Source organism: Paenirhizobium cremeum (assembly GCF_022884085.1).
Lineage (GTDB): Bacteria > Pseudomonadota > Alphaproteobacteria > Rhizobiales > Rhizobiaceae > Allorhizobium > Allorhizobium cremeum.
The window spans coordinates 255023-279479 of record NZ_JAGGCS010000001.1 but is presented as its reverse complement, the minus strand read 5'-3'; the positions used below and the strand labels follow the sequence as shown (position 1 = coordinate 279479).

The window sequence follows — 24457 nt, the reverse complement described above, 5'->3', positions numbered from 1 at the left end:
CAAAAGAAGCCCGGCGGCGGAAACGCAAAACAGCGCCGCCGGGCAAGTCGGTCCGCTCCATCGAGAAAGCGGACATCGGGAGAACTGAAGAAGGTGCGGGCCGGAGATCCGCCAGAACGCCCCTTACGGGGATCCATCCGGCCCGCTGGTTACGATCGCCAGACGGCGATCGCAACGAGGATCTGGCCGACGAATGCCGGGCCGGCCACGATCAGGAACTGGCCCATGGTAAGCGGCGGGATGCTGTCGATCCAGTCGAGGAGCGCGATCAATGGACCATCCTCCTTCTGGCGCGGGCATCGGCGTCGCGCAGGTTGAAGGTGACGACATTGCCGCGCTCGCGGCGGCGCTCGCCGTCGCGGACGGCCATGGCGGCCTCGACCAGCAGGCCACAGCGCTCTTCCTGCAGGCGCTGGGCGCGCGCGACGAAGGCATCGTATTCCTCGCGCGCCTCGGCATAGCCTTTCAGCGCCTCGAGGAGCTGGCCGCAGATATGGTCTTCCTTCTCGCCCTGCTGCTCGAGCCATGCAATCAGCTCGCGGGCGGTCATGCCATTGCTCATGACGATTTCCCCTTCAACTTGTCCAGCGCCAGCTTGCCGGCGACGGTGGTGGTGATGGAGTTTTGCCGGCGGATGACCAGGCCGTGTTTCTCCAGCGCCGAAACGGTCGCCGGTGCATAGTGTCGATTGCCGATCTGCCAGCCGCGCCGGTCGCGCGAATGGTAACGGAAGAAGTCGATGGCGATCAGCGCGTCGCGCTGGATGCGGGTGAGTGTGGCCGCCGGTTTGAGGACGGCGGGGTTTTTGGACAGCGAGGTCATCAGCGCGCCCTCGCGACATCGCGGGCGGAGATCTTCACCTCGCGGCCCGTATGCGTGTTGCGGGCCCAGCAATGGCCGTAGGCCCAGCGGATGACCGTTCCCATATGGGTGCGGTCGCCACGTTCCCATTTTATCATGCTACCGGGAGGGAAGAGATCAATGGCGATGAGATGGATTGCGTCTTCCGCCTGGTTAGCCTCGAAGATTGCCTTGGCCAGCAGGCCGATCTTGTTGACGAGGGAGGTCATCGCTCAAGCTCCTCCCGCTCGTTTTCATAGGCCTCTTCGACCTGCTCATTGATCTCCGAGGCTTTTTCCCTTCCCACCTCAGAGCAATATCTGGCGCTGACGATTTCATCGTGATCGTTGATCGCAAGCTCAAACCCGCAGAAAAATTGCACGGCGGCCTTGGCATCGGACGGCGGCAGGTAACCAACGCTCTCCTGCGCATTTTCGAAATGTGCAGCCGGAAAATAGGCTTCGGTTCGGAAGCCGCCGCAGAGCGGGCATTTGTTGTAGGCCCTGAGTTCGGATCCTTTGTAGGCGAAAAGCGATTTCATGCCGGCGCTCCTTCTGCGGAGTAGGCGAGGCGCAGGCGGGCGCGTTCGGCGCTGACGTCGGCGGGAAGCGGATCTGCGGCGGCGGCCGCGACGGCGCGCCTGTCGGCGTAGTTTTCCAGCCAGCGGGTAATGGCGGCGCGCGACCAGATGCGGGCGCGCCGGCGCGAGGACGGCAGCGGATGGGGCATGCCGTGGTTTTGGATGAGATCCGGAACGATACGCGAGAAATAGTCCGGGGTGTAGTCGAGCACAGCCGCGATCTCGCGCGCCTCCACCCGCTGTTCCTGCAAGCTGTTCATGCAAGGTCTCCCCTGTGGTTGTGGTCACGGGGACTATCGATAAGCGAAATCGCTTATCTTGGCAAGCACAATTTGCAATGCTCGCTGATTTCGCACATTAGAATTCGATACATTGCGGATTTGATAAGTGCCAAAAAAGGTCGTTGACCGCATGCGGCGGACGCGGCGGCGGGCGATACCGGTCTTTTTGTCGAAGGATACGGCGCGGCTGTACCGGTATTTTTGTCATGCGCGTCGAGGGGAAAAATACCGGTATTTTTGTCGCCGCAGCCGGGGGCTTTTATCCCGGTATTTTTGTCGCGGCGGACGGCTGCGGCGATACCGGTATTTTTGTCGGCATCGGTGTCGCAGATCGGACATCGGGCCGAACGGATATGGGACCGGCCGGAGGGGCGACCGGCGCCGGACGTGTTTCGCGGGATGGCCGGATCAGTGCTGGCGGCGAAGCGTGCCGACGACGACGCCGGCGATCGAGACGCGGTCCTCGTCGACCTGCTCGGGGCGCTGCGGCCCGAGCCGCATGCTGTGGGTGATGAGAAAGGGCGTCTGGTAGAGGCGCAGCACGGTTTCGGCCGTGCCGAGCGTGTGATCGAGGATCTGCGCGAGCACGACATCGCCGGCCGTGGCGCGGATATTCTGGTCGACGATGGCGATGTCGCCGGGCATGATGCCCATGGCGTCGAGCGCCGCGCCCTTCATCACCCATGCCTCGATGCCGTTGCGCCCGGCCTTGGCGGCCTCGACCGCCGCCTGGATCCAGCGCGGAAACTCGCCGTTGTCATGCGCGAAGGGAACGACATCGGGCTCGGCAAAGCCGCGGCCGCGGCCGCCCGGCATCTGGCCCGGGCGGAAGCCGGTATAATGGGAGACCTTTTCCAGCGTCGCCTGGCTGATGCCGACGGTATTGGTGGTGTCGTTGAGATAGCGCGTCAGGGTAGACGCGGCCATGCCGGAATTGAGCGCAAGTTGCGACGGCGACACATTGAAATGCCGCGTGAGCGCCCTCAGCCAATCCTTTGTTTCACGCTGGTCATAAGCCATGCGTGCAAAATTAATCTGTGCAAGTGCTAACGCAGTCACTAAAATACACCTTGCAGAATAAGCAATTTCGCTTATGACATTATGCAGTGATTTGGACAAGGTGATTTGCGGATGTTTTCGGAGATCGAGGAACGCCGCCGGCTGGCGGATATCGACCAGCGCACGCTCTGCCAGCGTGCCTGCGTGCACGAGACCACCTATACGGCGCGCAAGAGCGAGCGGCGGACGCTTTCCGAGCGGACGATCAACAAGCTGAAACGCGCGCTCGACGAGCTGATCGACGAGAAGCGCCGGGCGCTCGACAGCGCGGAGGCCGGGCGATGATCCTCACCTGTTACGACTGCCCCAGGCAGATTGTTTTCAGTGGCTCCAATCGGGATCGCTTCGCCGTACTTTTCGGCTGGCTCAACAGGGGGGGGCGCTTTTACTGCGCGTCCTGCGCGGAGGGTGATGCATCATGAACTGGGCGGACTTTCAACCGGGACGGCGCGTCTTGTGTGTGCGGGAGGATGGCGGCTTTCCTGCCGGTTTGCAGATCCTGGGATCGTGGCCGCGCACCCCATTGGTGGGGCGCGTCTACACCATCAAAAGCGCAGAGCCCGGCGCTGTGAGTGGAGTGCTCTCGCTCGATCTTGTCGAAATCATCAATGAGCCGCCGCACTTTCTTTGGAACGGTAAGCTTGGTTCCGCAAAGGTGCTTTTCCTGGCGACACATTTCCGGCCGCTCGACGAAAGCCGCCTCGACCAGTTCCGCAAACTGCTGGCGCCATCGCCTGAAAAGGCGGTGCAGCCATGAGCGACGCCTATCTGATCGCCATTGGCGGCAAGGCTCCGGTGGAGCGCGAGGCCAATCGGAAGCTTCATCAGGATCTGATCGACGATCTTTCGCGCGAGGCGGCGGCGCTTGGATGGCCCGGCGCGCGGTTTCATCGCTACGGCCGGGCAGAGAACTATGTGTCGATCGAGATCGTGCCCGGGGAGGGAGCGCTTTCGCTGGATGGGCTGGCCGCATTCCGGGAAGAGCAGCGCAAGACGCGCGAAGCAGAGGAAAGGCAGGTGGCGTGATGAAGCGTACTCCCGAAAAAATCGCTATCTTGCGCGATCTTGCTCATGACGGGGCCACGGTTTCTCAGGCTGCGCGGGCGCTCGGAATATCAATCCCGACAGCGCAGGCCTGGGCGGCGGCGGAACTCATTGTTTTTCCTACCCGCATGCAAGCGAGTAAGCGCGCCTTGGCCGACCCTGAGGTCCGGGCACGGATGAGCGAGGCGAGGAAGCGCGCCTTGGCCGACCCTGAGGTCCGGGCACGGATGAGCGAGGCGAGTAAGCGCGCCTTGGCCGACCCTGAGGTCCGGGCACGGATGAGCGAGGCGAGTAAGCGCGCCTTGGCCGACCCTGAGGTCCGGGCACGGATGAGCGAGGCGAGTAAGCGCGCCTTGGCCGACCCTGAGGTCCGGGCACGGATGAGCGAGGCGAGTAAGCGCGCCTTGGCCGACCCTGAGGTCCGGGCACGGATGAGCGAGGCGAGTAAGCGCGCCTTGGCCGACCCTGAGGTCCGGGCACGGATGAGCGAGGCGAGTAAGCGCGCCTTGGCCGACCCTGAGGTCCGGGCACGGATGAGCGAGGCGAGTAAGCGCGCCTTGGCCGACCCTGAGGTCCGGGCACGGATGAGCGAGGCGAGTAAGCGCGCCTTGGCCGACCCTGAGGTCCGGGCACGGATGAGCGAGGCGAGTAAGCGCGCCTTGGCCGACCCTGAGGTCCGGGCACGGATGAGCGAGGCGAGTAAGCGCGCCTTGGCCGACCCTGAGGTCCGGGCACGGATGAGCGAGGCGAGTAAGCGCGCCTTGGCCGACCCTGAGGTCCGGGCACGGATGAGCGAGGCGAGTAAGCGCGCCTTGGCCGACCCTGAGGTCCGGGCACGGATGAGCGAGGCGAGTAAGCGCGCCTTGGCCGACCCTGAGGTCCGGGCACGGATGAGCGAGGCGAGTAAGCGCGCCTTGGCCGACCCTGAGGTCCGGGCACGGATGAGCGAGGCGAGTAAGCGCGCCTTGGCCGACCCTGAGGTCCGGGCACGGATGAGCGAGGCGAGGAAGCGCGCATGGGCCGACCCTGAGGTCCGGGCACGGATCAAGGCGGCGCGCGCCGGCGCGCCCGGCGTGGTGGTGCCGTCATGGATACCTGCCGATCTTGAAGACGAATATCTCGAAGTTGCGGCAGATCAGGATGAATTCGCCGCCGCGCGGCATATCCGTTTTCTCAAGCGCGAAATGGAAAGGGCGAGGGTGTGATGAGCAATTCCCTGATCGATACCGATATCATCCGCCGGAAGGTCGCCGAAAGCGGCAGGCCTTTCGTGGCGGCCGGCGAGGTGATCGGCGCGATGGTGGCGGTGATGGAGGCGACCGGCGGGCGCGAGGCGGCGGCGATGTTTCTCGCCGGCATGCTCGAGCATCTGGAAGGCGGCGCGCCGCCGGCGGGGGAGCCGCCCGCGCCCGATCACAGTTTGACCGAAATCTGAATTTTTCCCAATGCCGATCCTGTCCTGCGTCCGGCCCCGGTTTTTGAGGCCACTGCCCATGCTCATGCCTGACGAATTCCTGGCTGAAATCGACCGGCGCATCTTTCATGCGCGCGTGTCGGAAGCAGCGGTCCTGCGCGTCGCCGGAATGGAGCCGCGCCACCTCGACAAGGTGCGTCGCGGCAAGTTCAGCCTGACGGAAAAGACCTACCGGCGCGTGATTACCGCGCTGAAGGAGGTGCAGCGCATGCGCAAGCTCGACCTTTCCGGAAAAGCCGATGTCGCTGCCTCGCCGGTGACGGCGCTGACGGCCCGGCAATACCGCCTGTCGGTTGCCTTCGTCTGCCAGGTCGCCGGCGCGACGCCATCGGACGTGCTGCTGTCGTCGCCGTCGCTCAGGGCGACCGCCGATGCCGCCTGGCTGCGGGCGGCCCGGCTGCGGCGGTTCGCGCTCTATATCTGCAATGTCTATCTCGGCATTTCCCAGGCCGATCTCGGCCGCGCCGCCGGCATGAGCCGTGCGGCCGTCTGCGGGCTGCTGAAGGACATCGAGGATCTGCGCGGCGAGCCGGAAACGGAAGGGCTGCTGAAGGCGATCGAGGAGGCGTTCGGGTGACAGATGACCACCGTCACACGAGGCAGCTAGGGGGGGGCGTCCGCAAATGGATATGATCGATCGCCTCGTATTATCCATCGACCCGTGGCCCGGCGAGGAAGGTGTCATCATCGTCACCCGTGACGAATTCGTTACCACCCGCAAGCCGCATGTCTGCGTCGTCTGCTCGTCGCTGGTTCCGGTGAAGTCGCGCGTCCGTTGCCGCGCGGAAATCGATCGCGACAGCAAGATGGCTCGGAACTTCTATTTCTGCTCCGCCTGCTGCGACGCGATGAAGGTTGCGGCGGAGACCGGCGATATGGATGTCTGGTTCAATCGCTGGCCGGGATCTGCATCATGATCTCCCGCGAAACCGAGCTGCTGCAGATCAAGGAAGGGCTTCGCGCGCGGATCGATGCGCTGTGCCTGAAACTGTTGCCGGACGGGCGGCGCGACGGGCGGCTGTGGGTGGCGCATAACCCGGTGACGGCGGACCATCACAAGAGCCCGGAGTTCAAGGTGGCGCTGACGCGGGATGTCGGCGCCTGGAAGGACTGGCGGACCGGCGACAAAGGCGATGTGATCGGCCTCGTCGAATATTGCCTGCGCACCGATTTCAAGGGGGCGATGGATTTCGCCCGGGATTTCCTCGGGCTGCGGCAGATGTCCTATGCCGAGCGCAAGCGGCTGACCGAACAGGCGGAAGCGGCGCGCGCCGCGGCTGCCGCGCGGGAGGAAGAGCGCGACCTGAAGCGCATGGCCGACGCCGAAAAGCTGTGGTCGCGCGGATTTCAGGACGGGGCGGCGAGCGCGGCGGAGGCCTATGCGCGGCGGTATTTCGCAGCTAGGGGCATTCCGCTCGAAACGTGGCCGAACCGGGATTTGCAGACCTTCCGCTTTTCGCCGGCGCAGGAATTCTGGAAGCGGGCGGAATATCGCTATCAGGACGGCCGGCGCGTGAAGGTGAAGGCCGGGCCGGAGTATCCGTGCATTCTTTCCGCTCTCCGTCTGGCGACGGGGCAGGTGACGGCGGTGCACATGACCTATCTCGATCCGCTGGAGCCGCGCAAGCTGCCGGTCGATCGCGACCGGCTCGAGAACGAAAAGATCATGTGGGGGCCGTCGAAAGGCGGCGTGATCCGCCTGACCCATGGCCCGGAGGGCGAGCCGCCGGAAACGGCGCGCGAGGCGCATCCGCTCATCATGGGCGAAGGCATCGAGACGACGGCGAGCGTGGCGCGCACCGCGCCGGAGGCCCGCGCCTGGGCGGCCGGAAGCCTTGCCAACATGCTGTCCGCGCCCGTGTGGCTGCCCTGCGTCTCGTCGATCATCCTGCTGCGCGACCATTTCAAGAGCCCGACGACGGAAAAGCAGTTCGACCAGGTGTGCGAGGCGATGGACGCAAGCGGGAAACCGTGGGTCGCGATCGCCAGCCACGAAGGCAATGATTTCAACGATCTCTACTGAAAGGGGGATGTGATGAGCAGAATTTATGTGGCGTCGTCATGGCGCAATAGCTACCAGCCTTGGATTGTCGAGCTTCTGCGGGACAACAAACATGAGGTCTACGACTTCAGAAATCCGCCGCATAGCACGGGTTTCAAATGGTCTGACGTAGGACTTGAGCTCCCGTGCTCGGCTGAAGATTACCGCGCCGCGCTTCTTACGCATCCGCGTGCGGCTCAAGGGTTTATGGCCGATTTCGCGGCTATGCGATGGGCCGATACGTGCCTCCTTGTATTGCCCTGCGGCCGATCTGCGCACCTTGAACTTGGTTGGATGGCAGGCGCTGGCAAGCGCACGCTGATCCTTACGCAGGATAACGAGGAGCCGGAGTTGATGGCCCTCCTTGCGGACAAGATCTGCATCAGTTTCGACGAAGTGTTGCGGGAACTGAAGTCATGACCGGTGTCGGGCACAGTTTTCAGCGCCGTGGATTTCTCGGGCTGTTCGGCGGGGCCGTCATGGCCGGGCCACGCGCCATAAAGGCGGCCTTCGACGACAAGGTGCTGGTACAGGCTGGCATGCCGTGGGGCGGCGAGGTGGCCGCGGCTGCACCGGTGGAAGCGGTGATTTCGGAAAAAGGCCTTGCCAGGCGTGCGCTGTCCTGGGTGCGCAAGCGCGGCATACCCGACTGGAAGATGGCCGAGCTTCGCGAGCGTGCGAACGACCGTCGGTTTGGCCTCGATCCCGATCTCGCCTGCCTCGTTTCCGTCTCTCCCGGCTGGAAGGCGCGCGAACAGCGCCGGCGCAATCTCGCGCGGGCCGTGGACGCTTCGCTTGCGAGCCTCGGCAGCTCTGTCGAACGCCGGTTCTGGCACAAGCAGGTAGCGGAAAAATTCGGCGACTACATCGATTGGTACTGAGGGAAAATCATGACCGGCATCGGACACAACACCGACGTTTCAGGCGTTGCCCGCGACCAGCTGCGCGCCTTTGTCGAGCGCATCGAGCGGCTGGATGAAGAGGGCAAGGCGATCAACGACGACAAGCGCGACGTCTATGGAGAGGCGAAGTCGATGGATTTCGACACCAAGATCCTCAAAAGGGTGATCCAGCTGCGTCGCAAGGATCCGCAAGAGCGGATGGAAGAGGACCTGGTCCTCGAAACATACCTGCAGGCCCTGGGGATGCAGGACTAACCGGAGTGGAAACCATGGAAGGCGACAGCAATGAAGAAGTGCAGGCAGGCGCTGGATCGGAAGCGGGCGCAAACGCTGTTCCGGAAAAGCCGGAGAAACGCAAGTCTCCGGCGCTGGTATCGGGCGGTGGTGATCCTGCCGCTGGCGGCGAGGGGGCAGAACAACAGGGCGAACCGGCGCAGGCGGCTGGCGAAGGTGCTGGGGTGGTGAGCGATGGAAAGGGAAACGGAAGCGGCGCTGTCGCAGATGCTGCTGGCAGCGGAGGACATGCAGACCTTCGGAATGGGAGCGGTGCTGATCCGTCCGGATCTGTCGGCGATGGTGGTGCCGCCGGAGATACTGCGCGGGCAGCCGGAGCCGACCTCGGCGCAGGAGAGGCTGGCGCGAATGGTGGAGGGCGGCCGGAAGCTGCTGTAGACGCTGATGGCGTCTACGGCTATCCGCAGCTAGATCCTGCCCTAATCGCCCTGGGTGCGGCCAGCAGGGCGTATGTCATTGCGCTTGCCAACGCCGATGCAGTGCGCGGCCTGATGCTCGGCGATGACGCGGTACCCCCGGAGCGCATCGTCTCGCGGGATATGATGATGGATATGGCCGCCTTCGTGCGCAAGATCGGCGAGCGGGCGACGGCGGATGTCATGGGGCAGCAGCTTCGCATTCTCAAACATCGGGAGAGCGCCGAGCTCTCCCGTTCGGAGGCGGTGGCGGTTACCGCCTTCATTCATGTGCTGCGCGCGCTGGACGGCATGGCCCGCGACGAACAGGCCGCGATCGACAAGGCGGAGGCGGCGAAAGCCCGCGTCGCGCCGGAGCCGTTGCCGATCGGCGAGACGACGATGGAGCCGGTCGACGGGCCTATGGATACGTGGGGAGGGGCGGCTTGATGGAAACGCCAGCTTCAACCGTTCCAGAGATCCCGATGAGCGCCGGCGACGTGGTCGAACTCAAGTCGGGCTCGTTCCCCATGACGCTGTTGCATGAAAAGCCGCGCCTGCCCGACAGCGAGGATGTCTGGTGGTGCGTTTGCTGGGACGTCAACGGCATGAGCGGGCGCAGCCAGCGGCTGATGACGCGCCTGTTACCGCTGGCCGCGCTCAAGCGGTTCGTTCCTTACGACCAGCGCGCCGGAGCGGACGAGCTCCCATTCTGAAAGATCGGGCCGGCAATGGCGCCGGTCCGCAACACAAGGAGCATGAAACATGAACGAAATGATCGACAGCGCCAGCGACCAGCGCACCGTCAATAACACGCTGCGCCACCAGTATCGCGTTCTCTCCGATGAGGAGAAGGCAAGGATGGCGGCGATCAAGGACAAGGGGCAGGAGCTGCTGGACCTGATTGCCGAATGCGGCGGCAGCCGCGAACTTTCCATTGCGAAGACCAAGACGGAAGAAGCCGTCATGTGGGCGGTAAAGCATGTCACCGCGTGACGAGCTTCTGAAGAAGGCAGCGGCTGCCAAGATCTACTTAGATCTGGCGATTTCCTCGATGGTGTGCGTCCTCCTTCTCTACGTGCTTGGGCGCATTCTGTTCGAATTTCTGATCGGCAAGTAACCAATGCCCGCCGCGCTCATGAACAGGCGCGGCGCTTCTCCCTCATGACAGCGCGCGGACAATGGCGAAGAAAACGAAAATACAGGGTGGCGTCGCCGGTGCGCGGGCGCAATTCAAGGACGCTCTCGCGGCGCTCGAGGCGGAAAAGGGGATCTTCGATCCCGATCCGAACCTCGCCCGCGACGGGATCAAGGCGGGGCAGTGGCCCGGCGCGCCGCATGATGCGATGCCGCCGAACTGCCCGGTGACCGTTCTCGGCAAGAAGGGCGATGCCGTCTATATCATCTCCGCGATCGGCGAGCTGCACGAGGTGACGCGCTGGGACCTGCCGACGCTGACCAATCTGTTTGCGCCGCATATCAACTATCTCTTCTGGGCGTGGCCTGCCTTCGGCAAGGCCGAGACGGACCCGGAGACGGGCGAGCCGATCCCGCCGCGCGTCAAGCGCATCGAGCGCGACAAGGCGGCCATGGCGCTGATCGCCGAGGCCGGCCGGCGCGGGATCTTCGATCCGCAGCAGAATGTGCGCGGCCGCGGCGGCTGGCGGGCTGAGGACAAGTTCATCTGGCATTCCGGCAAGTTCCTGTTTTCCGACAACATCAAGGTCGACAGGGACAATCGCGCTACTGACTGGCAGCTGCAGGCGGCGAAGCCCGGCGAATATGACGGCTATTTCTATGCCCAGGACAGCGACACGTTGCACCCCTGGCGGGAGCCGGTGAACTGGCGCGACAGCCCGGCGCACCAGATCCTGCAGGATCTCAAGTCCTGGAAATGGGAGCGTCCGCAGCTCGACCCCGCACTGTTTCTCGGCTGGGTGTTGAGCGCCTATCTGGGCGGCGCGCTGGACGTTCGCCCGATCCTGTTTACCACCGGTGGCGCCGGCACGGGCAAATCGACGCTGCACGGCATTGTCAGGGCGCTGCTGGGCACGGCGCTCTATTCGACCGCCAACACGACGGCCGCCGGGATCTACCAGAATATCCGGCAGGACAGCCGGCCGGTCGCGGTCGACGAATTCGAGCGCAAGGCGGGCGGGCAGAAAGAGCAGGCGATCGTCGAGCTGGCGCGCCAGGCCTATTCCGGCGCGAAGGGCTATCGCGGCGGCGCCAACGGCGACGGCACGGAATTCGAACTGCGCTCGTCGTTCATGTTCTCGGCGATCCTGCATCCGCATCTGGGTGTGCAGGACCGCACCCGCATGATTATCCTCAACCTCAACCCGCTCGATCGCAACGGCGCGAGCCGCCAGCCCGTCATCAAGGACGAATGGGGGCGCATGCTGCTGCGCCAGGTGATGGACGGGTTTCACGATCTGCACTGGCATATCCTGCCGAAGTGGCGGGAAATCCTCTCCGACAGGCGCCTGGCCTTCGACCCGCGCGCGATCGACACCTACGGCACGGTGCTCGCCTGCGCGGAGCTGGCCGTGGGCGAACAGGGGCTGATCGACGCGGGTTTTCCGGAGGATTTCCAGCTCGCCGGCGTCATCGACACGGACGCGCTGATCGACCTGATCGCCACGGCCACGGCCGAGGAGCGGGCCGAACAGGCTCCGAAATGGCAGGAGGTCGTGGAGAAGATCATGTCCGCCTCGCTGGACATGTATGTCGGCGGCCGCAAGCCGAGCGTCGGCGAGACGATCCAGGAGCTGGAAGAAAAGGTTCTCGACCTGCGCGAGGCCCGCGCCCGCCTGGCGCAGATGGGTCTCGGCATCAACGACAAGGGCAGGCCCGGCAAGGGCTATAGCCTCGCCGTTCCGAAGCGGGATGACAAGCTGGGCAGGATTTTTCATGACGGGGAGTTCAACCACGGCGGCTGGACGCTGGCGCTGCGGCAGGCGCCTGAAAGCGTCGTGCCGCGCGGCCTCGAGCGCAGGCTGACCAATGTCGATATCAACCGAAAGACCACCGATTGCGTGCTGGTGGATCTCGCCGGCTATGACGCCTGGACGGGCAGGGCGGAGGTTGAGGGGTAGCCATGAAGGCCATAGACAGGACAACGAAGCAATTTGTTGCCTCGCTGCGGGCAGAAATTCCCGACCTTCGCATTTCGGTCGAGCGTTCGAAGAACGCCTATGGCCAATCGAACTACGTCCACATCCGAACCAAGGATCATCGCTACTGGAAGGTCAGGATATCGGACCATCCAGTCGGGATGCGCAGGGCCAAGAGCGGCCGCGAGGACCTTTATATATGGGCCGGGAGCTGGCCGCCGACATGGGCCGTGTGGCTCGGCCAGTTCCGTCGAACGCTCATGGACGGGCAGGGTGGAGGTTGAGCATGAAGCGAAAGCCGCCTCCTGGATATTGCGACGACTGGGCCTGCCCGGAGAAATGGGGATGCGCGCATCATTTCTGTCGATCGAAGGCATACTGGTCGATGGAAGAGCGCCAGCACAGCTTCTGGCGCGGATATCGGAATAGATGGGGATGCCTCGACTTTATGCGGGATGTCTCCAAGCCGTGGCTGACGAAACTTTTGGTCGCTCCTTGCGACGATCCGCCTCCGAAAATTCCAAAGGGCTATAAGGGCCCGAAGCTGGTGAAGTAGGCCCGCTGGAGCGATCCGGCGGGCTTTTGCTTTTCCCTCGCCCTGGGTCCTGTTAACCTGCGTTCCTCATCGGGGAGAAAATCATGCTCGACATCATCGATCTCGTCTTGCGGCCGCTCGGATGGCTTATCGCGCTCGGCATTTCCATCGGTGCGGTGTCGATGTCAGCGGCCTTCGGCTTTACGCTGGTACGTTTCACGCTCGATGCCTCATGGCCTGTTAGACTGCTTGCCTGGCTTGCTGCCGGCCCGCTGTTCGGCCTCGTTCTCTTCCTGATCTGGCGCGCCCTGCGCTTTGCCGGCGGCTATGTCGGATCATCGGACTATCCGTTTGAGCATGTCGTTCGGCTGATCTTCTGACCCCCGCCCTGTTCTGATTGCGCCAAGATCCTCCCTCCCATTTAACTCTTTTCCCCCGCCCCGTGGCTTCATGAAAGCGGAGCCCGCGCTACCTTACGGCTAGCGAGCGGGGAAACGTGACACCCTGTCGGCCAAGGCGTGGCCGCTCGCCGCAATCCGTTGTGCCTGTGAAGCGCGGGCACTTAACGCGCCGGAAGCCGTGCGCAGGATGTCAGCGGCGACGCATGTTGCCGGCCAACCGGGTGCGGGTGGTGATTGTCCTCAAGGTCTGTAGGTTCGATGTAGGCCGGATGTAGGACAAAATGTAGGTTCGAAATCAAAGGAAAATCAAAGGCATGGGCAATGCGCCTACAATCCTACAAGGATACGACGGTTTTTTTCACGCGCGCGCGCATGCCTCACGCGAAGAAGGAAGACGTAGGAATGTAGGTATTAGGGATATGTTCCTGTTTTCTCTTGCAAATCGAGCCTACAAATCGGCCTACATCGCGCCGACATCCGGCCTACAAATAAACAATTCGGGAAATATCGCATGACCGGCGAGAGCGGCGAAAATCAGGGGCTTCCGGAGGCACACACGCCGGGGGAAAATTTCGGCGGCGGCGGTTCGGCGGCGGGCGCGGTCGACCAGGAGCGGGCAGCGAAGGTCGGGACGGTCAAGGCGATGGCAGCGCAGGCGATCGAGGATTTGGCGCGCGACCTGGTCGAGGGTGGCGAAGAGGCCGAGCAGCAATCCCTGATGCTCGACGAGATGGACGAACAGATGGCGCTGTTCCGGGGCCCGGTGCGCCATGTGGCCGATCAAATCGAGCGCGCGCGAAAAGGGCCAGGGAGGCCGAAGGGCAGCCAGAACAAGGCTTCCCGCGAATTCGCGGACATTATGCAGCGCATGGGATACCGGCATTCGGGCCTCAACCTCGCAGCCGTGGCGAACGCCGATGCTGCAGCACTGGCGATCGAGCTGGGCGTATTGCCAGAGCCGCCGGAAGGCTTTGATCCCTATGCATGGCTGCTCGATCTGGTCCAGAATAAAGTGATCGAGCGTTCGTTTGCAGCCGCGATGATGGATAAGGCCTATACGCATCTCTTGCGGGCCAATGCCGAGCTGCTGCCGTATTTCGAGAGCAAGGCTCCGACGAAGGTCAATGTCGACAAGCGCGAAGTGCGCGGCGTGATGATTATCGGCGACATGGCCCAGCCCGTGCAATCCGAACGCTCGACCATCGACCTGACGAAATTCGATGCGCCGACCTAATGAATTCAACGGGTTAGCAGTCCGACATTTCCATCAAATGTCGGACGTATCGTAAGACGTTGAAATCAAACAGTTCTACAATGATCGGAAATCATTGCGACGGTTTCGGCTCGCGCCCTCGCGCGCGCGGAAACCGCGTCGCGTCATCGCCACGGCCGGGGGGTGGCCAAGCGGACGCGGGCAGGCCCGCGACATCGGTTTGAAAGTCTGACGCGCAGCCCCCTCCATGGGCCTTTCGGCTCACACACACGGCCCTTTCCTCCATGCCCGACTGAACCTGTTGCGGCGCGATCCAAACTTTTCCCTGAGACGGCGGGCACGGGCGCGCGCGTCCAGCGGCTTATGGAGGGCCGAGGGTATGGGATCCATCAACATCCAGAACTACCAGCCGCCGGGGCCGGTGGGGGCTGCCTTCATCGCTTCGCGGGGGCCGCTGGATTTCATCATGGGGCCGGCCGGTTCGGGAAAGACCGTCTGCTCCGTTGTGAAGGGGCCATTGCTGGCCGCCAGCTATATGCCGGTCTGTCGCGATGGCGTTGTGCGGTTCAAGCAAGCCGTGGTGCGCGACACCTATCGCGACTTCGCCCGAACCTATCTGGCATCCTGGCATGAAACCTTTCCCGTCGATCATCCGTGGACGGTGTCCTACGAGGGCGGGCAGGACCGGCCGATCAAGCACCGGCTGAAATGGTGGGCCGACCGTGGGCGCGACCGTATCCTGATCGATTTCGAGCTGCAGACCGGCGCGATCGGCGACCACAATGTCGAGCAGTTCATCAAGGGTTACGAGCTTTCGGCGGCGAGCGGGAACGAATGCGACCTCTTGGACCCGCGTGTGCACGGCCTGCTGTTCCAGCGCACCGGCCGTTATCCGCCGGTCGAGCAGATCTCGCCGGCCGAGCTGGATCGCGTGTCTCGTGACGGGCGGGAGGCGATGAAGCTGATGGGGCTTGCGGTCGACGATGGCGAAGTGGTGCTGCCGCGCGTCTACTGGGGCGACATGAACCCGCCGGATGTCGATCACCAGATCCTGCAGGATTGCGGCTATGGCGAGCATGCCGACAAGGCAAAGCCGGGTTATCGGCTGTTCCACCAGCCGGGCGGGCTCGATGCCGGGGCGGAAAACCGCCGGGGCAAGCCTCGTTCGTCCTATGAGCTCGAGGCGGCAACGCAATCGCCCGATATCGTGCGGCGCATGGTGCACGGGCTGCCGGGCTATGTGCAGGACGGGAAGCCGGTTTATCCGGAGTTCAACCAGCGGCTCCATGTGGCCGACCAGCCGCTTGCCGCGACACCGGGCCGCGGGATCACGATCGGCATCGATGCCGGCGGTTCGCCGGCTGCGACGATCGGCCAGCCGCAGGCGAACGGGCAGGATCGCTTGCTGGCCGAGCTGGTGAGCGAACCGGGCACCGGCCCGACGCGCTTTGCGCAAATGCTCCTGGAACTGCTGCTTCAGCAGTTTCCCGGACTGCCGGTGCTGGGCTGCTGGGGCGATCCGGCGGCCTTCATGGGCGGCGATACTGTCACCGGCGAATTCAACTGGATCCTGTCGGTGCAGCAGACGCTACGCCTGCAGATCAATCCGGCGCCGTCGAACGAACCGGCCATCCGGCAGGAGGCGGTTCGCATGGGTCTAACCGGCATGGTCGACGGCAACACGCCGCGTTACCTGATCGACCCGCGCTGCAAGAAGATGATCGGCGGTTTCGCGGCCCATTACAAGCTGACCAAGCAGGCCTCCGTTTCAGGAACCGACAAGCTGGCCGTGGTGAAGAACGATTATTCGCACCCGCATGACGCCGAGCAGTATCGCCGCCTTGGATATCTTGGGCTTGCCAACGTCATCGGGGCAGGTGCCGCCGCGACGCTGCCGGCGAACGTCGCCAGTCTTCACGAGCGCCGCCTCGCCCGAAACCAGAAGCCGACCGGGCGACCGGGAGATTTTTCCGTATGGGACGTCTGAGGGTCGTTTCTCCGGCGGGGTATGTCGACTGCCTCACGTGCGCGGGGGCGCGCGGGCTCGCGCGCAAGGCGTCGATCTGGATGCGGTCGCGGGGCGAGACGCTGGCGATCTTTGCCGGCGATGAGCTGCTGGCGGTCGCCTATCTCGTGCCGGACGAAGAGGGCCGTCTGGAATTCTGCCTGTCGCTTCGGCGCGAGGCGCGGGCGCATATCCTTGCCCTTTGCCGCTTCGCGCACCGAACGCTTCGCGAGATCGCCAATCATGGTGCCGTGGTGTTCTGCCGGGTTTACGAGGGCAATCGCACGGGCGCGCAAATGGCCCGCCTCGTCGGCTTCCGTCCGGACACCGGGATCAACTGGCTGTTGCGGGGTGACGACGATGACGGAAGCGGTGAAAGGCCTGTTCGGCGGCGGGGACAATACGGCCTCGAAGGAGGCAGCGAAGAGCCGGCAGCTGCAGCAGGTGGCGAATGACCGACAGCTTGCCGAGGCAAACCGCAATTCGGCGGCTGTCGGCGCGACCCGCAAGGCACCGCGCGGCCGGCGTCTGTTCGAGGACGGCCCGGATAACGCAAGCTCGGTGCTTGCCTGATGGAGGGCGACCGCAGGATCGATATCACCCGGCTGAAACAGCGGGTGGATAATTGCTGGGGCGAACGTTCGCCCTGGTCGAAAATCTATCAGGACGCCTATGACTATGCCGTGCCGATGCGCCGGCCCTCCGGCGGCGTCAACGGCAGGCCGGCCCAGCCGGACAAGCTCTTCGACATGACCGCACCGATGTCGGCGATGTATTTCGCCGGCAACCTGCAGCGCGATCTTTTCCCGGCAGGACAGCCGGCTTTCTGGCTTGAAACCGGGCCGCTTGCGGCGCTGGCGCTGCAGCCGGACGAGCGCACCGCCTTCGATCGGGAACTGGCGCGGACCTCGGCGCTGATCCATCCGTTCTTCCTCGCCGGCGACTGGGACACGGCCATCCACGAAATGTGCGTGGATCTCGCCATCGGGACCGGCGCATTGCTGCCGGTCAAGGGATCGGCCAGCGATCCGGTCACGTTTGCCTGCATTCCCTTCGACCAGCTGGCGATCTCGACGGACGCCTTTGGCCGGGTGAACCTCGTGAGCTGGAAGCAGGAACTTCGCGCCGACCAGATCGTCGAGGCCTGGCCGAATGGCGTTTATCCCGACGACTTCAAGGAAAAGGCGAAGACGCGGCCGTCCGATCTCAAGTGCGTCTATCAGGACTGGTGGCGGGATGCCGATCCACGGGGCGGCTGGCATTTCGCGGCGCGGCTCGACAATTCGGCCGTCGTCATCACCCATGAACGCTACCGGACCCAGCCAATCGCGGTTCCGCGCTATTACCGGGTGCCCGGCGAAGCCTATGGCCGCGGCGTGGTGCTGACCGCGCTGCCGACGATCAAGACGGTGAACAAGGCGCAGGAACTGGCGCTGAAAAACTTCGCCATCCAGATGCTCGGGATCTGGGGCTATCGCTCGGGCGGTACGTTCAACCCGAACACGACGCGGATCGCGCCCGGCGAATTCTGGGCGATGCAGTCGACCGGCGGCATGCTCGGCCCGGACGTGAGCCGCCTCGACACGCCGATGGGGAATTTCAATGTCGCCAACATGATGATCGGCGACCTGCAAACCCAGATCAAGAACGCGATGTTCGACACCCGGCTTCCGGATTACGAGGGAACGCCGCGTTCGGCCTCCGAAATGGCGGCCCGCATGCAGCAGCGGGCGAACATCCATATCGGGGCCTTCGGCCGCCTGGTCAATGAGATCATGCCGGTGATCGTGCCGCGCGTGGCGGAAATCCTGTTCGAACTCGGCATCCTGCCGATGATGGGGCAGGCGGACGATCTGCTTGTCGCGGTCAAGGTGCGCTCGCCGATGGCGGCGGCGCTGAACGCCGACCGGATCGCGGCCATCGCCAACTATCACGACTATGTGCTGGCGTTTGCGGGACCGGAAAACAAGGACCTATACATCAACCAGGACAAGGTTTTGGCCCAGGTCGCGGACGGCCTGCAGATCGACAAGGACCTGATCCCGGCCGGGGAGGAAAAGCAGGCGATTGCCGAGCAAATCGCCAAGCGCCAGAAACAGCAGATGCAGATGATGATGGCGGCGGAGCTGGCAAAGCAGGCTCCCGGCGCGCTCAAGGATCTTGCCATCGCCGACATGAAGAGGGCCGCATAAGTGACAGGACCATTCGTTCCCGGCCGGGCGTCCCAGCCGCACGATCTCCTGAACGACGGCGTTGCCGGCGGCGGCTGGCAAGCGCTGGAAAAGCTGTTCGAACCGCAGCTGCAGGGACAGCAGCTGCAGCCGTCAGACGATGTCGCGAAGGTGATGTGGGGCTTTTACAACACGCCGCAGGGCAGGGCGATGTTCGAATGGATGTTCGATATCTCGCTTCGCCAGCCGCTGCGCATCACCGGCCGCACGCTCGAGGAAACCGCGCTTCTTTCCGCAACCCGCCAGGGGATCAACGGCTTCGCGGAAGCCGTTCTGGCGGCTCTCGCCCATGGCGAAAGTCTGGTCCGTCAGTCGAAACCCCAGAATGGAGCTGGATCATGAACCGCTTTCTTTCCCGTCTCGTTTTCAACACGGCCGATGCCGGCGGCGGCGGTGCGCCGGCGGCGGCTGTCTCTCCCGACCCGGCTGCTCCTCCCGCCGGGTCTGCCGCGCCGTCGCCGTCTCCATCGGCCGGCGCGCCCGCCGCGGGTGCCGATCCTTCGCCCGCGGCGGGGTCCTTCTATCGCCCCGAAGGCCTGCCCGAACACCTCGTCGGCAGGGACGGCAACGAAACCATGGACAAGCTCTACGGGGCGCTGAAGGGCTATCGCGAGCGCGACGCGCAGGCGGGCGTGCCTGAGAAGGCCGAGGCTTACGGCCAGTTTTCCGGCGAGATCCCGGAGACCATCAGGCCGCATCTGGAAACGCTGAAGGCCGATCCGCTGTTTTCCCGCGTCGCCGACAAGGCGCTGGCGTTGAAGGTGCCGGTCCCGGCCTATCAGGGCCTCGTGCAGGAATTCCTGTCGGTCTCGGCGGAAATGGGCCTGATGGAGCCGATCGTCAATGTCGAGGCCGAACGCGCGGCGTTATTGCCTGAGACAGCGAAGCACCTGACGGCCGCCGAGCAGAAGACGGCGATCGAGAAGCGGATGAACGACAATTTCGCCTATCTCGACGCCATGGTGGAACGGGGCACGGACAAAGGCGGGCTTTCCAGGGACGATGCCGAATTCGCCAAGGCGATGCTCGGCGACAGCGCCAAGGGCCATCGCTTTTTCGAATTCGTGCGGGCGGCGACCGGTGGCGCGGCTGGCGGCGGACCGGCGATGGGGCTGAACGCGCCGGCCGGCAATGACGAACGCGCGGAAATCTCCCGCCTTGCAGCATTGCCGGAACACACCTGGGGCGATCCGAAGTTCGACCAGAAGAGTTACGACGCGCTCGTGGCGCGCCGGCAGAAGCTGAACCCGACCTGACGCACTGAACGGCGTTCGCCCGGTGGCAGCATTCGACTGCTACCGGACGGGAGCGACCTGGACACGCCGGCTATCCTTCACAGGACCCGGCGCGGCTCCGGCTAATCGGCCCTCTCGGTGATTTCGTCCATCATCAAACACATGAGGGTCATCATGGCTGTTTCCACATGGTTCCGCGAGGAGATCAAGGATCTCGTCCGGGCCCGCTATCAGGCCAACGGGGGTTACCTCGACGGCACCACGCTTCCCGGCGAAAGCTCCGCCGGCACGGTCAAGTATCCGGTCGGCGGCGGCCGGGTCGAAATGTACGAGCTGACCGGCGCGATCAACAAGGTTTCTCCTTCCGAAGTCGTTCTCGACATGGTGACGCTGGTCACCCGCGATTACGAAGCCGCCGTCTACTTCCGCATGCAGGACGAGAAGCGCATGGGGCCGAGCCTCAAGGCCAAGCTCGCCGATGACATGACGAAATCCGTCCGCCGCAAGAAGGACCGGATCAAGCTCGATGCGCTGAATGCCTTTGCCAGCGCCGGCGCGACCACGCTCACCGAGGCCCCGACGGCGATCCAGACCATCGGCGACGGCACGGCCCGCGTCGATCTCCTGAACTGCATCGAGGCGATCGACCAGATTTCCGGCGCCGGTTCCGACGACGAAGTCTTCTGGCCGATCCCGAACGTCTGGATGTCGCAGCTCCTGATGTACAAGGAGTTCTCCAATGCCGACTATCAGGGGCCGTCCGATCTGCCGTTCGCCCGAGCAAGCAAGGTGATGCGCAAGACCTTCCGGGGCGTGCACATGTTCACCATGCCGGACGAATATTTCACCTACGGCACGGGCGGCTATGTCGCCGGCACGCCCGGCTTCACCGGCGCCAACTATCTCGACACCTTCATGTGGACCAAGTCCGCGCTCGGGTCCGAGACATGGTGGGACCAGGAGAACATGACGATCAACGAGCTACCGGATTACGAGGGCACGCCGTCCGTCTGCAAGGTGCAGCTTTCCTCCGCCTCGCTCGGCATCCTGCCGGAAGGCATCAAGCGGGTGCGGATGCTTGCCATCAAGTCGGCGATCCGCGTCTGACGCGACCGAAGCGGCGGTCCGGCAAATGCGCCGGATCGTATTTTCTCGAACCTAACGGAGAACGGCCATGGCCCATCTTCCCCGCCAGCTTCGGCGCTCGAACTCGATCACGCTGAGCGGCAACCGCAAGATCCATTTCTTCGACTACGCCTCCGACCATACGAAGGCGGAAATCCTCACTGCCGGCTATTTCAACGACAGCCGGGCGGCGCTTTCGCCGCATTCGATCATCAACGCCGTCGCCGATGTCGACGGAACGCCGGAATACGTCAGGATCAAGGTCGCGACCGTGCCCAGCTCGGGCAACGTGACCGTGACCGACATCACCGGCGACACCACGCCGGACTGACGGTCTCCCGTCGCCGCACTGAACGAAGGACCGTGGCCGGTACTCTCGGCCACGGTCTTTTTCTTTGGCGGCGGTCATGAGCATCGACAAGGCGACTATCATCAACCAGGCGCTGACGGATATCGGCGCGGGGCCCATGTTTTCCATCGACGACGGCACGGATCTGGCCGAGACCATCGCGGCGGTCTGGCCTGTCGTCGTCGATCGTGTGTTCGGCCTGACAGACTGGTCATTCGCGCGCAAGACCTACAAAAACGTTCGGCTGGCGGAGACGCCGGAAAACGGCTGGCGCTACGCCTTCACGCTACCCGGCAACAGGATCGGCAATCCGCTGAAATATCTCGACCGCGCCGGATCCTCGCCGCGCGCCTTGCGCAATTTCGCGCTCGAGGAGGGCCTGCTCTTCTGCGAGGCGCCGGAGACGTGGTCGCTCTGCAAGGTTCTGATCGATCCCGATATCTGGCCGCCCGATTTCCGCTCGGCCTTCATCATCGCGCTCGGCGGCTATCTGGCGCTGCCGGTCTGGCAGGACCAGGACATGCGCGACAGCAAATTGCAGGAAGCCTTCGGCTCGCCGAGCCAGCAGGGCACCGGCGGCTGGTTCGGCCGGCTGATGGCGCAGGATAAGGCCTCGCAGCCTGTCGGCGAGCCAATCGCCGACGTCGAACCGCTGACCAATGCCCGCTATCAGGGCGGCGGCGCGGACAACTGGTACGGGAGATACTGATGGCGCGCGTTGCCGGCTCCCTCAAAAGCTCGGTCAATGCCGGACAGCTCTCGAAAAGCCTGTTCGGCAAGGTCAATCTCAAGCAGTATTATTCCGGCGCCAGTCTGATGCAGGGGCTGGAGCCGATCCCGCAAGCGGGCTTCACGCTGCTTCCCGGATCGCGGCGGGTCGGCGCGGCCGCCTCTGCCACCGTGGCGAAAGGCGTGCTGCGGGTCAGCAACACGCTCTCCTACACGCTGGTCATCACGCCCGGCTCGGTGGATATCTGGCGCAACGACCTGGTGAAGGTGGCAACCGTCGCGGCGGCGGAACTGACGGCCGGCCTGATCCCGTATCTCACCTTCTACGGCGAGGCCAACACCTTCGGCATCTTTCACCCGGACCTGCCGAGCGGCCTCAGGCTGCTGCGCAATTCCTCCAACGACACCATCTGGACGAAGTCCACCTGGCCCTACGACCTGGTTCCGGATGTCGATCTCGGCGGCAGCTACGCCCAGACCGTCGACCAATGGGATCTCTTCATCCGCTGGGCGACCGGCGTTCCCGGGCTGACGGTCTCCTGCTCGGTCGACGGAACGACGGTGCCATCCGTCAGCCTCGGCACGGAACCGGACAGCGCATCGCCTGGCGACTGGAACGCGCTGGCCGCCGCCATGCAGGGGGAGATATCGTCGCTTCCTGGCTTCGGGTCCGGCGTCTCCGTGAGCTTTCTCGGCAGCGCGACGCGCTTTGTCAATTTCCGGGTGCAGTTCGGCGGCCCGCTGACGGGATCGGAATACGAATTCGACGTGCAGGTCGTCAGTACCTCCGACGCCTCCGCTCTTGTCAGCCATGTAGCGATCGGCGAGACGGCGGGCGAGCCGCTGATTTCCGTCGCCCGCGGGGGCTTTGCCGGCATGACGCTGTTTCAGGACCGGGCCTGCTATTTCGGCCCGAAGGCAAGGCAGACGGCCATCGCCATGTCCCGCGTCGCCGAATATTTCGATCTCAACATCGAAGCGACGGCGGACAACGGGGCGCGGCTGGAGGCGCTGCGCTCGGCGACATCGGAGAGCATCTATCATCTGCTCGATACGACCTATCTTCTGGCCTTTACCGACCAGGCGGAATATTTCGCCTCCAACCGGACCATCGAGCGCAACAAGCCGCTGAACTGGGTGCGCGCCTCGGAAATCGGCTCGAAACGCACCTGCCGCCCGGTGACGCTGGAAGGCAAGGCCTATTTCGTTTCCGCCGATGGCGGCCGGCTCTATGCCTTCGCCTATGACGCGGTGACGGAAATGTTCCAGCCGGAACCGGTGAACGATCTCAACGAGGATCTTGTCAGCGACATCCGCTCGATGGCGGTGCAGAAGAAGCAGGGCGACATGCGCTCCGACCGGCTGTGGATCCTGCGCGAGGACGGGCGGGTGGTCTGCTGCCTGATTAACCGCACGCAGGAAATCATGGCGGCGGTGGAATGGGTCGTCGCCGGCGGCGGAACGGTGCACGGCCTCTCGGTCGACGGACAGGGGCAGGTGTGGCTGACGATCGAGCGCGCGGGCGCGATTGCCGAAGAGGTGCTGGAAGAGGGGCTTTTCTTCCAGCATTCGGCCGCCGCGACCACGAATGCCGACGGGATCGCCGGCGGGCTCTCCATTTTTAACGGCAAGCAGATCTGGGGCTTTTTCAACAACGACGTCTACGGGCCGGTGACCGTTTCGGGCGGGGCCGCCGATTTCGGGATTGCGAGCGCGACCGGCGTGGCCGGTCTCTGGCAGGCCCCGGTCTATGAGAGCATGCCCTATGTGCGGGTGCTCGGAAACGACGACGTGGTGCGGCGGCCGGGCAAGGTGGTTTCCGGCCGGTTCTACCTCAAGGACACGGCGTCGATCGCGATCGGCGCGAACGGGCAGGCGGTGAAGGACCAGCCGCTCGACCGGGCGAGCGACGACCTTGCGGCCGACAAGGCGAATTTCACGGGCCACCTGACCGTGTGCGGCCTCAAGGGCGTGACCATGGACCCGACGATCACCATCAGCCAGGTGCGGCCGGGAAAGCTGACCGTGCGGGATTACATACCGGGGGTGAAACTATGACGGAACTTGCACTAGGTCTCTTCAACTTTCTTGCGCCTACGGGCGCAGCTGCGCCGATTGGCGGCGCTGTGGTGCAGACGGCGGGAAGCGGCCTGACGCTGGCGAAGCTGCTGGGCGGAACGCTGACCGTGCTCGGCGCGGTACAGGCCATCAACGCGGGTAACGAGAAGGCCGAGGAATACAAGCTCGCGGCCGACGACGCCGCGCGGCAGGTGCCGCTGGAGACGCTGAAGGGCGTCAACCGGCGCAGCTCGATCAAGCAGGAAATGATGGACAGCGTCGGGGAGATGGATGTCGCCAATGCCTCGTCCGGCGTGGATCTCACCTTCGGTACTCCGACGCAGGCGCGCAAGGAAGCGTTCCGGCAGACGGATCTTGCGACATCAACGGCGGTTGGCGAAGAGCAGACACAGGTTGCGCGGCTGAACGAGAAGGAGGCGAACTATCGAAAATTGTCGAAGCGAGCGAAATCCTCCGGCCTCTTCGATGGGCTGCTGACAGGGCTCGGCGGCATCGGCAAGCTGGCCGATATCGGCTGACGGGAGGGGTG

Annotated in this window: 39 protein-coding genes; 32 read left to right on the top strand and 7 right to left on the bottom strand. The window is 64.1% G+C overall.

The genetic code is table 11. The annotated features are described in order from the left end of the window. Nucleotides 1-149: 149 nt before the first annotated feature. The 7 genes from J5N58_RS25895 to J5N58_RS01365 form a co-directional block, all read right to left on the bottom strand. Nucleotides 150-272, bottom strand: a complete 123-nt coding sequence (locus tag J5N58_RS25895) for a hypothetical protein (protein WP_280519874.1) — start codon at nucleotides 270-272, stop codon at nucleotides 150-152. Next, nucleotides 269-562 carry a hypothetical protein gene (locus J5N58_RS01390; protein ID WP_162757424.1) on the bottom strand — a complete coding sequence of 98 codons (294 nt, stop codon included), beginning with the start codon at nucleotides 560-562 and terminating at the stop codon, nucleotides 269-271. The genes J5N58_RS25895 and J5N58_RS01390 overlap by 4 nt, the downstream gene beginning before the upstream one ends. Next, nucleotides 559-822, bottom strand: a complete 264-nt coding sequence (locus J5N58_RS01385) for a hypothetical protein (RefSeq protein WP_244709300.1) — start codon at nucleotides 820-822, stop codon at nucleotides 559-561. Before J5N58_RS01385 ends, J5N58_RS01390 begins: the two co-directional genes overlap by 4 nt. Then, entirely contained in the window at nucleotides 822-1070 is a 249-nt protein-coding gene (locus J5N58_RS01380) for a hypothetical protein (protein WP_113443470.1), read from the bottom strand. Before J5N58_RS01380 ends, J5N58_RS01385 begins: the two co-directional genes overlap by 1 nt. Then, nucleotides 1067-1381, bottom strand: coding sequence for a hypothetical protein (locus tag J5N58_RS01375; protein ID WP_113443469.1), 315 nt, complete (start codon nucleotides 1379-1381; stop codon nucleotides 1067-1069). The genes J5N58_RS01380 and J5N58_RS01375 overlap by 4 nt, the downstream gene beginning before the upstream one ends. Further along, nucleotides 1378-1680, bottom strand: a complete 303-nt coding sequence (locus J5N58_RS01370) for a hypothetical protein (protein ID WP_113443468.1) — start codon at nucleotides 1678-1680, stop codon at nucleotides 1378-1380. Before J5N58_RS01370 ends, J5N58_RS01375 begins: the two co-directional genes overlap by 4 nt. A gap of 429 nt (nucleotides 1681-2109) precedes the next feature. Beyond that, nucleotides 2110-2721 (bottom strand): LexA family protein, encoded by a 612-nt coding sequence (locus J5N58_RS01365; RefSeq protein WP_244709297.1) that lies wholly within the window; start codon nucleotides 2719-2721, stop codon nucleotides 2110-2112. 111 nt (nucleotides 2722-2832) lie between these two features. Between J5N58_RS01365 and J5N58_RS01360 the strand changes: the two genes are divergently transcribed. The 32 genes from J5N58_RS01360 to J5N58_RS01210 all read left to right on the top strand — a co-directional run bounded on the left by J5N58_RS01360 (nucleotide 2833) and on the right by J5N58_RS01210 (nucleotide 24446). After that, nucleotides 2833-3045: a hypothetical protein gene (locus J5N58_RS01360; protein ID WP_244709295.1), complete on the top strand. Its 213-nt coding sequence runs from the start codon at nucleotides 2833-2835 to the stop codon at nucleotides 3043-3045. A gap of 133 nt (nucleotides 3046-3178) precedes the next feature. Next, nucleotides 3179-3517 (top strand): hypothetical protein, encoded by a 339-nt coding sequence (locus J5N58_RS01355; RefSeq protein WP_244709293.1) that lies wholly within the window; start codon nucleotides 3179-3181, stop codon nucleotides 3515-3517. Continuing rightward, nucleotides 3514-3786 (top strand): hypothetical protein, encoded by a 273-nt coding sequence (locus tag J5N58_RS01350; protein ID WP_244709290.1) that lies wholly within the window; start codon nucleotides 3514-3516, stop codon nucleotides 3784-3786. Before J5N58_RS01355 ends, J5N58_RS01350 begins: the two co-directional genes overlap by 4 nt. After that, nucleotides 3783-5009, top strand: a complete 1227-nt coding sequence (locus tag J5N58_RS01345) for a helix-turn-helix domain-containing protein (RefSeq protein WP_244709288.1) — start codon at nucleotides 3783-3785, stop codon at nucleotides 5007-5009. Before J5N58_RS01350 ends, J5N58_RS01345 begins: the two co-directional genes overlap by 4 nt. Next, nucleotides 5009-5239: a hypothetical protein gene (locus tag J5N58_RS01340; protein WP_244709286.1), complete on the top strand. Its 231-nt coding sequence runs from the start codon at nucleotides 5009-5011 to the stop codon at nucleotides 5237-5239. Before J5N58_RS01345 ends, J5N58_RS01340 begins: the two co-directional genes overlap by 1 nt. Nucleotides 5240-5297: 58 nt before the next feature. Then, nucleotides 5298-5855 (top strand): hypothetical protein, encoded by a 558-nt coding sequence (locus J5N58_RS01335; protein WP_244709284.1) that lies wholly within the window; start codon nucleotides 5298-5300, stop codon nucleotides 5853-5855. A gap of 46 nt (nucleotides 5856-5901) precedes the next feature. Then, a complete protein-coding gene (locus J5N58_RS01330) occupies nucleotides 5902-6195 on the top strand; it encodes a hypothetical protein (RefSeq protein ID WP_244709282.1) in 294 nt (97 codons plus the stop codon). Further along, nucleotides 6192-7301, top strand: a complete 1110-nt coding sequence (locus J5N58_RS01325; RefSeq protein ID WP_244709279.1) for a DUF7146 domain-containing protein — start codon at nucleotides 6192-6194, stop codon at nucleotides 7299-7301. The genes J5N58_RS01330 and J5N58_RS01325 overlap by 4 nt, the downstream gene beginning before the upstream one ends. 12 nt (nucleotides 7302-7313) lie before the next feature. Further along, on the top strand, nucleotides 7314-7739 hold the full coding sequence (locus tag J5N58_RS01320; protein ID WP_280519873.1) for a hypothetical protein: 426 nt from the start codon (nucleotides 7314-7316) through the stop codon (nucleotides 7737-7739). Further along, on the top strand, nucleotides 7736-8200 hold the full coding sequence (locus J5N58_RS01315; RefSeq protein ID WP_244709274.1) for a hypothetical protein: 465 nt from the start codon (nucleotides 7736-7738) through the stop codon (nucleotides 8198-8200). Before J5N58_RS01320 ends, J5N58_RS01315 begins: the two co-directional genes overlap by 4 nt. A gap of 9 nt (nucleotides 8201-8209) precedes the next feature. Next, nucleotides 8210-8476, top strand: coding sequence for a DUF2312 domain-containing protein (locus J5N58_RS01310; RefSeq protein WP_244709271.1), 267 nt, complete (start codon nucleotides 8210-8212; stop codon nucleotides 8474-8476). Nucleotides 8477-8506: 30 nt separating this feature from the next. Then, nucleotides 8507-8686, top strand: coding sequence for a hypothetical protein (locus tag J5N58_RS01305; protein ID WP_244709269.1), 180 nt, complete (start codon nucleotides 8507-8509; stop codon nucleotides 8684-8686). Between the two features lie 3 nt (nucleotides 8687-8689). Next, nucleotides 8690-8893, top strand: a complete 204-nt coding sequence (locus J5N58_RS01300) for a hypothetical protein (protein WP_244709267.1) — start codon at nucleotides 8690-8692, stop codon at nucleotides 8891-8893. Nucleotides 8894-9006: 113 nt separating this feature from the next. After that, entirely contained in the window at nucleotides 9007-9360 is a 354-nt protein-coding gene (locus J5N58_RS01295) for a hypothetical protein (RefSeq protein ID WP_244709265.1), read from the top strand. Further along, nucleotides 9357-9626, top strand: coding sequence for a hypothetical protein (locus J5N58_RS01290; RefSeq protein WP_162757417.1), 270 nt, complete (start codon nucleotides 9357-9359; stop codon nucleotides 9624-9626). The genes J5N58_RS01295 and J5N58_RS01290 overlap by 4 nt, the downstream gene beginning before the upstream one ends. Nucleotides 9627-9675: 49 nt before the next feature. Beyond that, nucleotides 9676-9906 (top strand): Acb2/Tad1 domain-containing protein, encoded by a 231-nt coding sequence (locus J5N58_RS01285; protein ID WP_113443455.1) that lies wholly within the window; start codon nucleotides 9676-9678, stop codon nucleotides 9904-9906. Beyond that, entirely contained in the window at nucleotides 9893-10030 is a 138-nt protein-coding gene (locus J5N58_RS01280) for a hypothetical protein (protein ID WP_244709263.1), read from the top strand. The genes J5N58_RS01285 and J5N58_RS01280 overlap by 14 nt, the downstream gene beginning before the upstream one ends. 61 nt (nucleotides 10031-10091) lie before the next feature. Continuing rightward, on the top strand, nucleotides 10092-12008 hold the full coding sequence (locus J5N58_RS01275; RefSeq protein WP_244709261.1) for a hypothetical protein: 1917 nt from the start codon (nucleotides 10092-10094) through the stop codon (nucleotides 12006-12008). A 2-nt stretch (nucleotides 12009-12010) separates the two neighbouring features. Then, complete coding sequence (locus tag J5N58_RS01270; protein WP_244709259.1) at nucleotides 12011-12310, top strand: hypothetical protein; 300 nt, start codon at nucleotides 12011-12013, stop codon at nucleotides 12308-12310. Between the two features lie 355 nt (nucleotides 12311-12665). Further along, entirely contained in the window at nucleotides 12666-12941 is a 276-nt protein-coding gene (locus tag J5N58_RS01265; RefSeq protein WP_113443451.1) for a hypothetical protein, read from the top strand. A 532-nt stretch (nucleotides 12942-13473) separates the two neighbouring features. Next, nucleotides 13474-14196: a hypothetical protein gene (locus J5N58_RS01260; RefSeq protein WP_244709256.1), complete on the top strand. Its 723-nt coding sequence runs from the start codon at nucleotides 13474-13476 to the stop codon at nucleotides 14194-14196. Between the two features lie 358 nt (nucleotides 14197-14554). Next, nucleotides 14555-16162: a hypothetical protein gene (locus J5N58_RS01255; RefSeq protein WP_113443449.1), complete on the top strand. Its 1608-nt coding sequence runs from the start codon at nucleotides 14555-14557 to the stop codon at nucleotides 16160-16162. After that, entirely contained in the window at nucleotides 16150-16635 is a 486-nt protein-coding gene (locus tag J5N58_RS01250) for a hypothetical protein (RefSeq protein ID WP_113443448.1), read from the top strand. Before J5N58_RS01255 ends, J5N58_RS01250 begins: the two co-directional genes overlap by 13 nt. Further along, nucleotides 16625-16753, top strand: coding sequence for a hypothetical protein (locus J5N58_RS25890; RefSeq protein WP_257791072.1), 129 nt, complete (start codon nucleotides 16625-16627; stop codon nucleotides 16751-16753). The genes J5N58_RS01250 and J5N58_RS25890 overlap by 11 nt, the downstream gene beginning before the upstream one ends. Further along, nucleotides 16753-18372, top strand: a complete 1620-nt coding sequence (locus tag J5N58_RS01245) for a portal protein (protein ID WP_244709254.1) — start codon at nucleotides 16753-16755, stop codon at nucleotides 18370-18372. Before J5N58_RS25890 ends, J5N58_RS01245 begins: the two co-directional genes overlap by 1 nt. Beyond that, nucleotides 18373-18753: a hypothetical protein gene (locus J5N58_RS01240; protein WP_244709252.1), complete on the top strand. Its 381-nt coding sequence runs from the start codon at nucleotides 18373-18375 to the stop codon at nucleotides 18751-18753. It abuts the gene before it with no gap. Continuing rightward, nucleotides 18750-19667, top strand: coding sequence for a hypothetical protein (locus tag J5N58_RS01235; protein WP_244709250.1), 918 nt, complete (start codon nucleotides 18750-18752; stop codon nucleotides 19665-19667). The genes J5N58_RS01240 and J5N58_RS01235 overlap by 4 nt, the downstream gene beginning before the upstream one ends. A gap of 153 nt (nucleotides 19668-19820) precedes the next feature. Next, nucleotides 19821-20753, top strand: a complete 933-nt coding sequence (locus J5N58_RS01230; protein WP_113443444.1) for a phage capsid protein — start codon at nucleotides 19821-19823, stop codon at nucleotides 20751-20753. Between the two features lie 67 nt (nucleotides 20754-20820). Beyond that, nucleotides 20821-21102, top strand: coding sequence for a hypothetical protein (locus J5N58_RS01225; protein ID WP_113443443.1), 282 nt, complete (start codon nucleotides 20821-20823; stop codon nucleotides 21100-21102). A 76-nt stretch (nucleotides 21103-21178) separates the two neighbouring features. After that, nucleotides 21179-21829: a phage connector family protein gene (locus tag J5N58_RS01220; protein WP_244709248.1), complete on the top strand. Its 651-nt coding sequence runs from the start codon at nucleotides 21179-21181 to the stop codon at nucleotides 21827-21829. After that, a complete protein-coding gene (locus J5N58_RS01215) occupies nucleotides 21829-23907 on the top strand; it encodes a phage tail protein (RefSeq protein WP_244709246.1) in 2079 nt (692 codons plus the stop codon). Before J5N58_RS01220 ends, J5N58_RS01215 begins: the two co-directional genes overlap by 1 nt. Beyond that, nucleotides 23904-24446, top strand: a complete 543-nt coding sequence (locus J5N58_RS01210; RefSeq protein ID WP_244709243.1) for a hypothetical protein — start codon at nucleotides 23904-23906, stop codon at nucleotides 24444-24446. Before J5N58_RS01215 ends, J5N58_RS01210 begins: the two co-directional genes overlap by 4 nt. Nucleotides 24447-24457 lie beyond the last annotated feature (11 nt).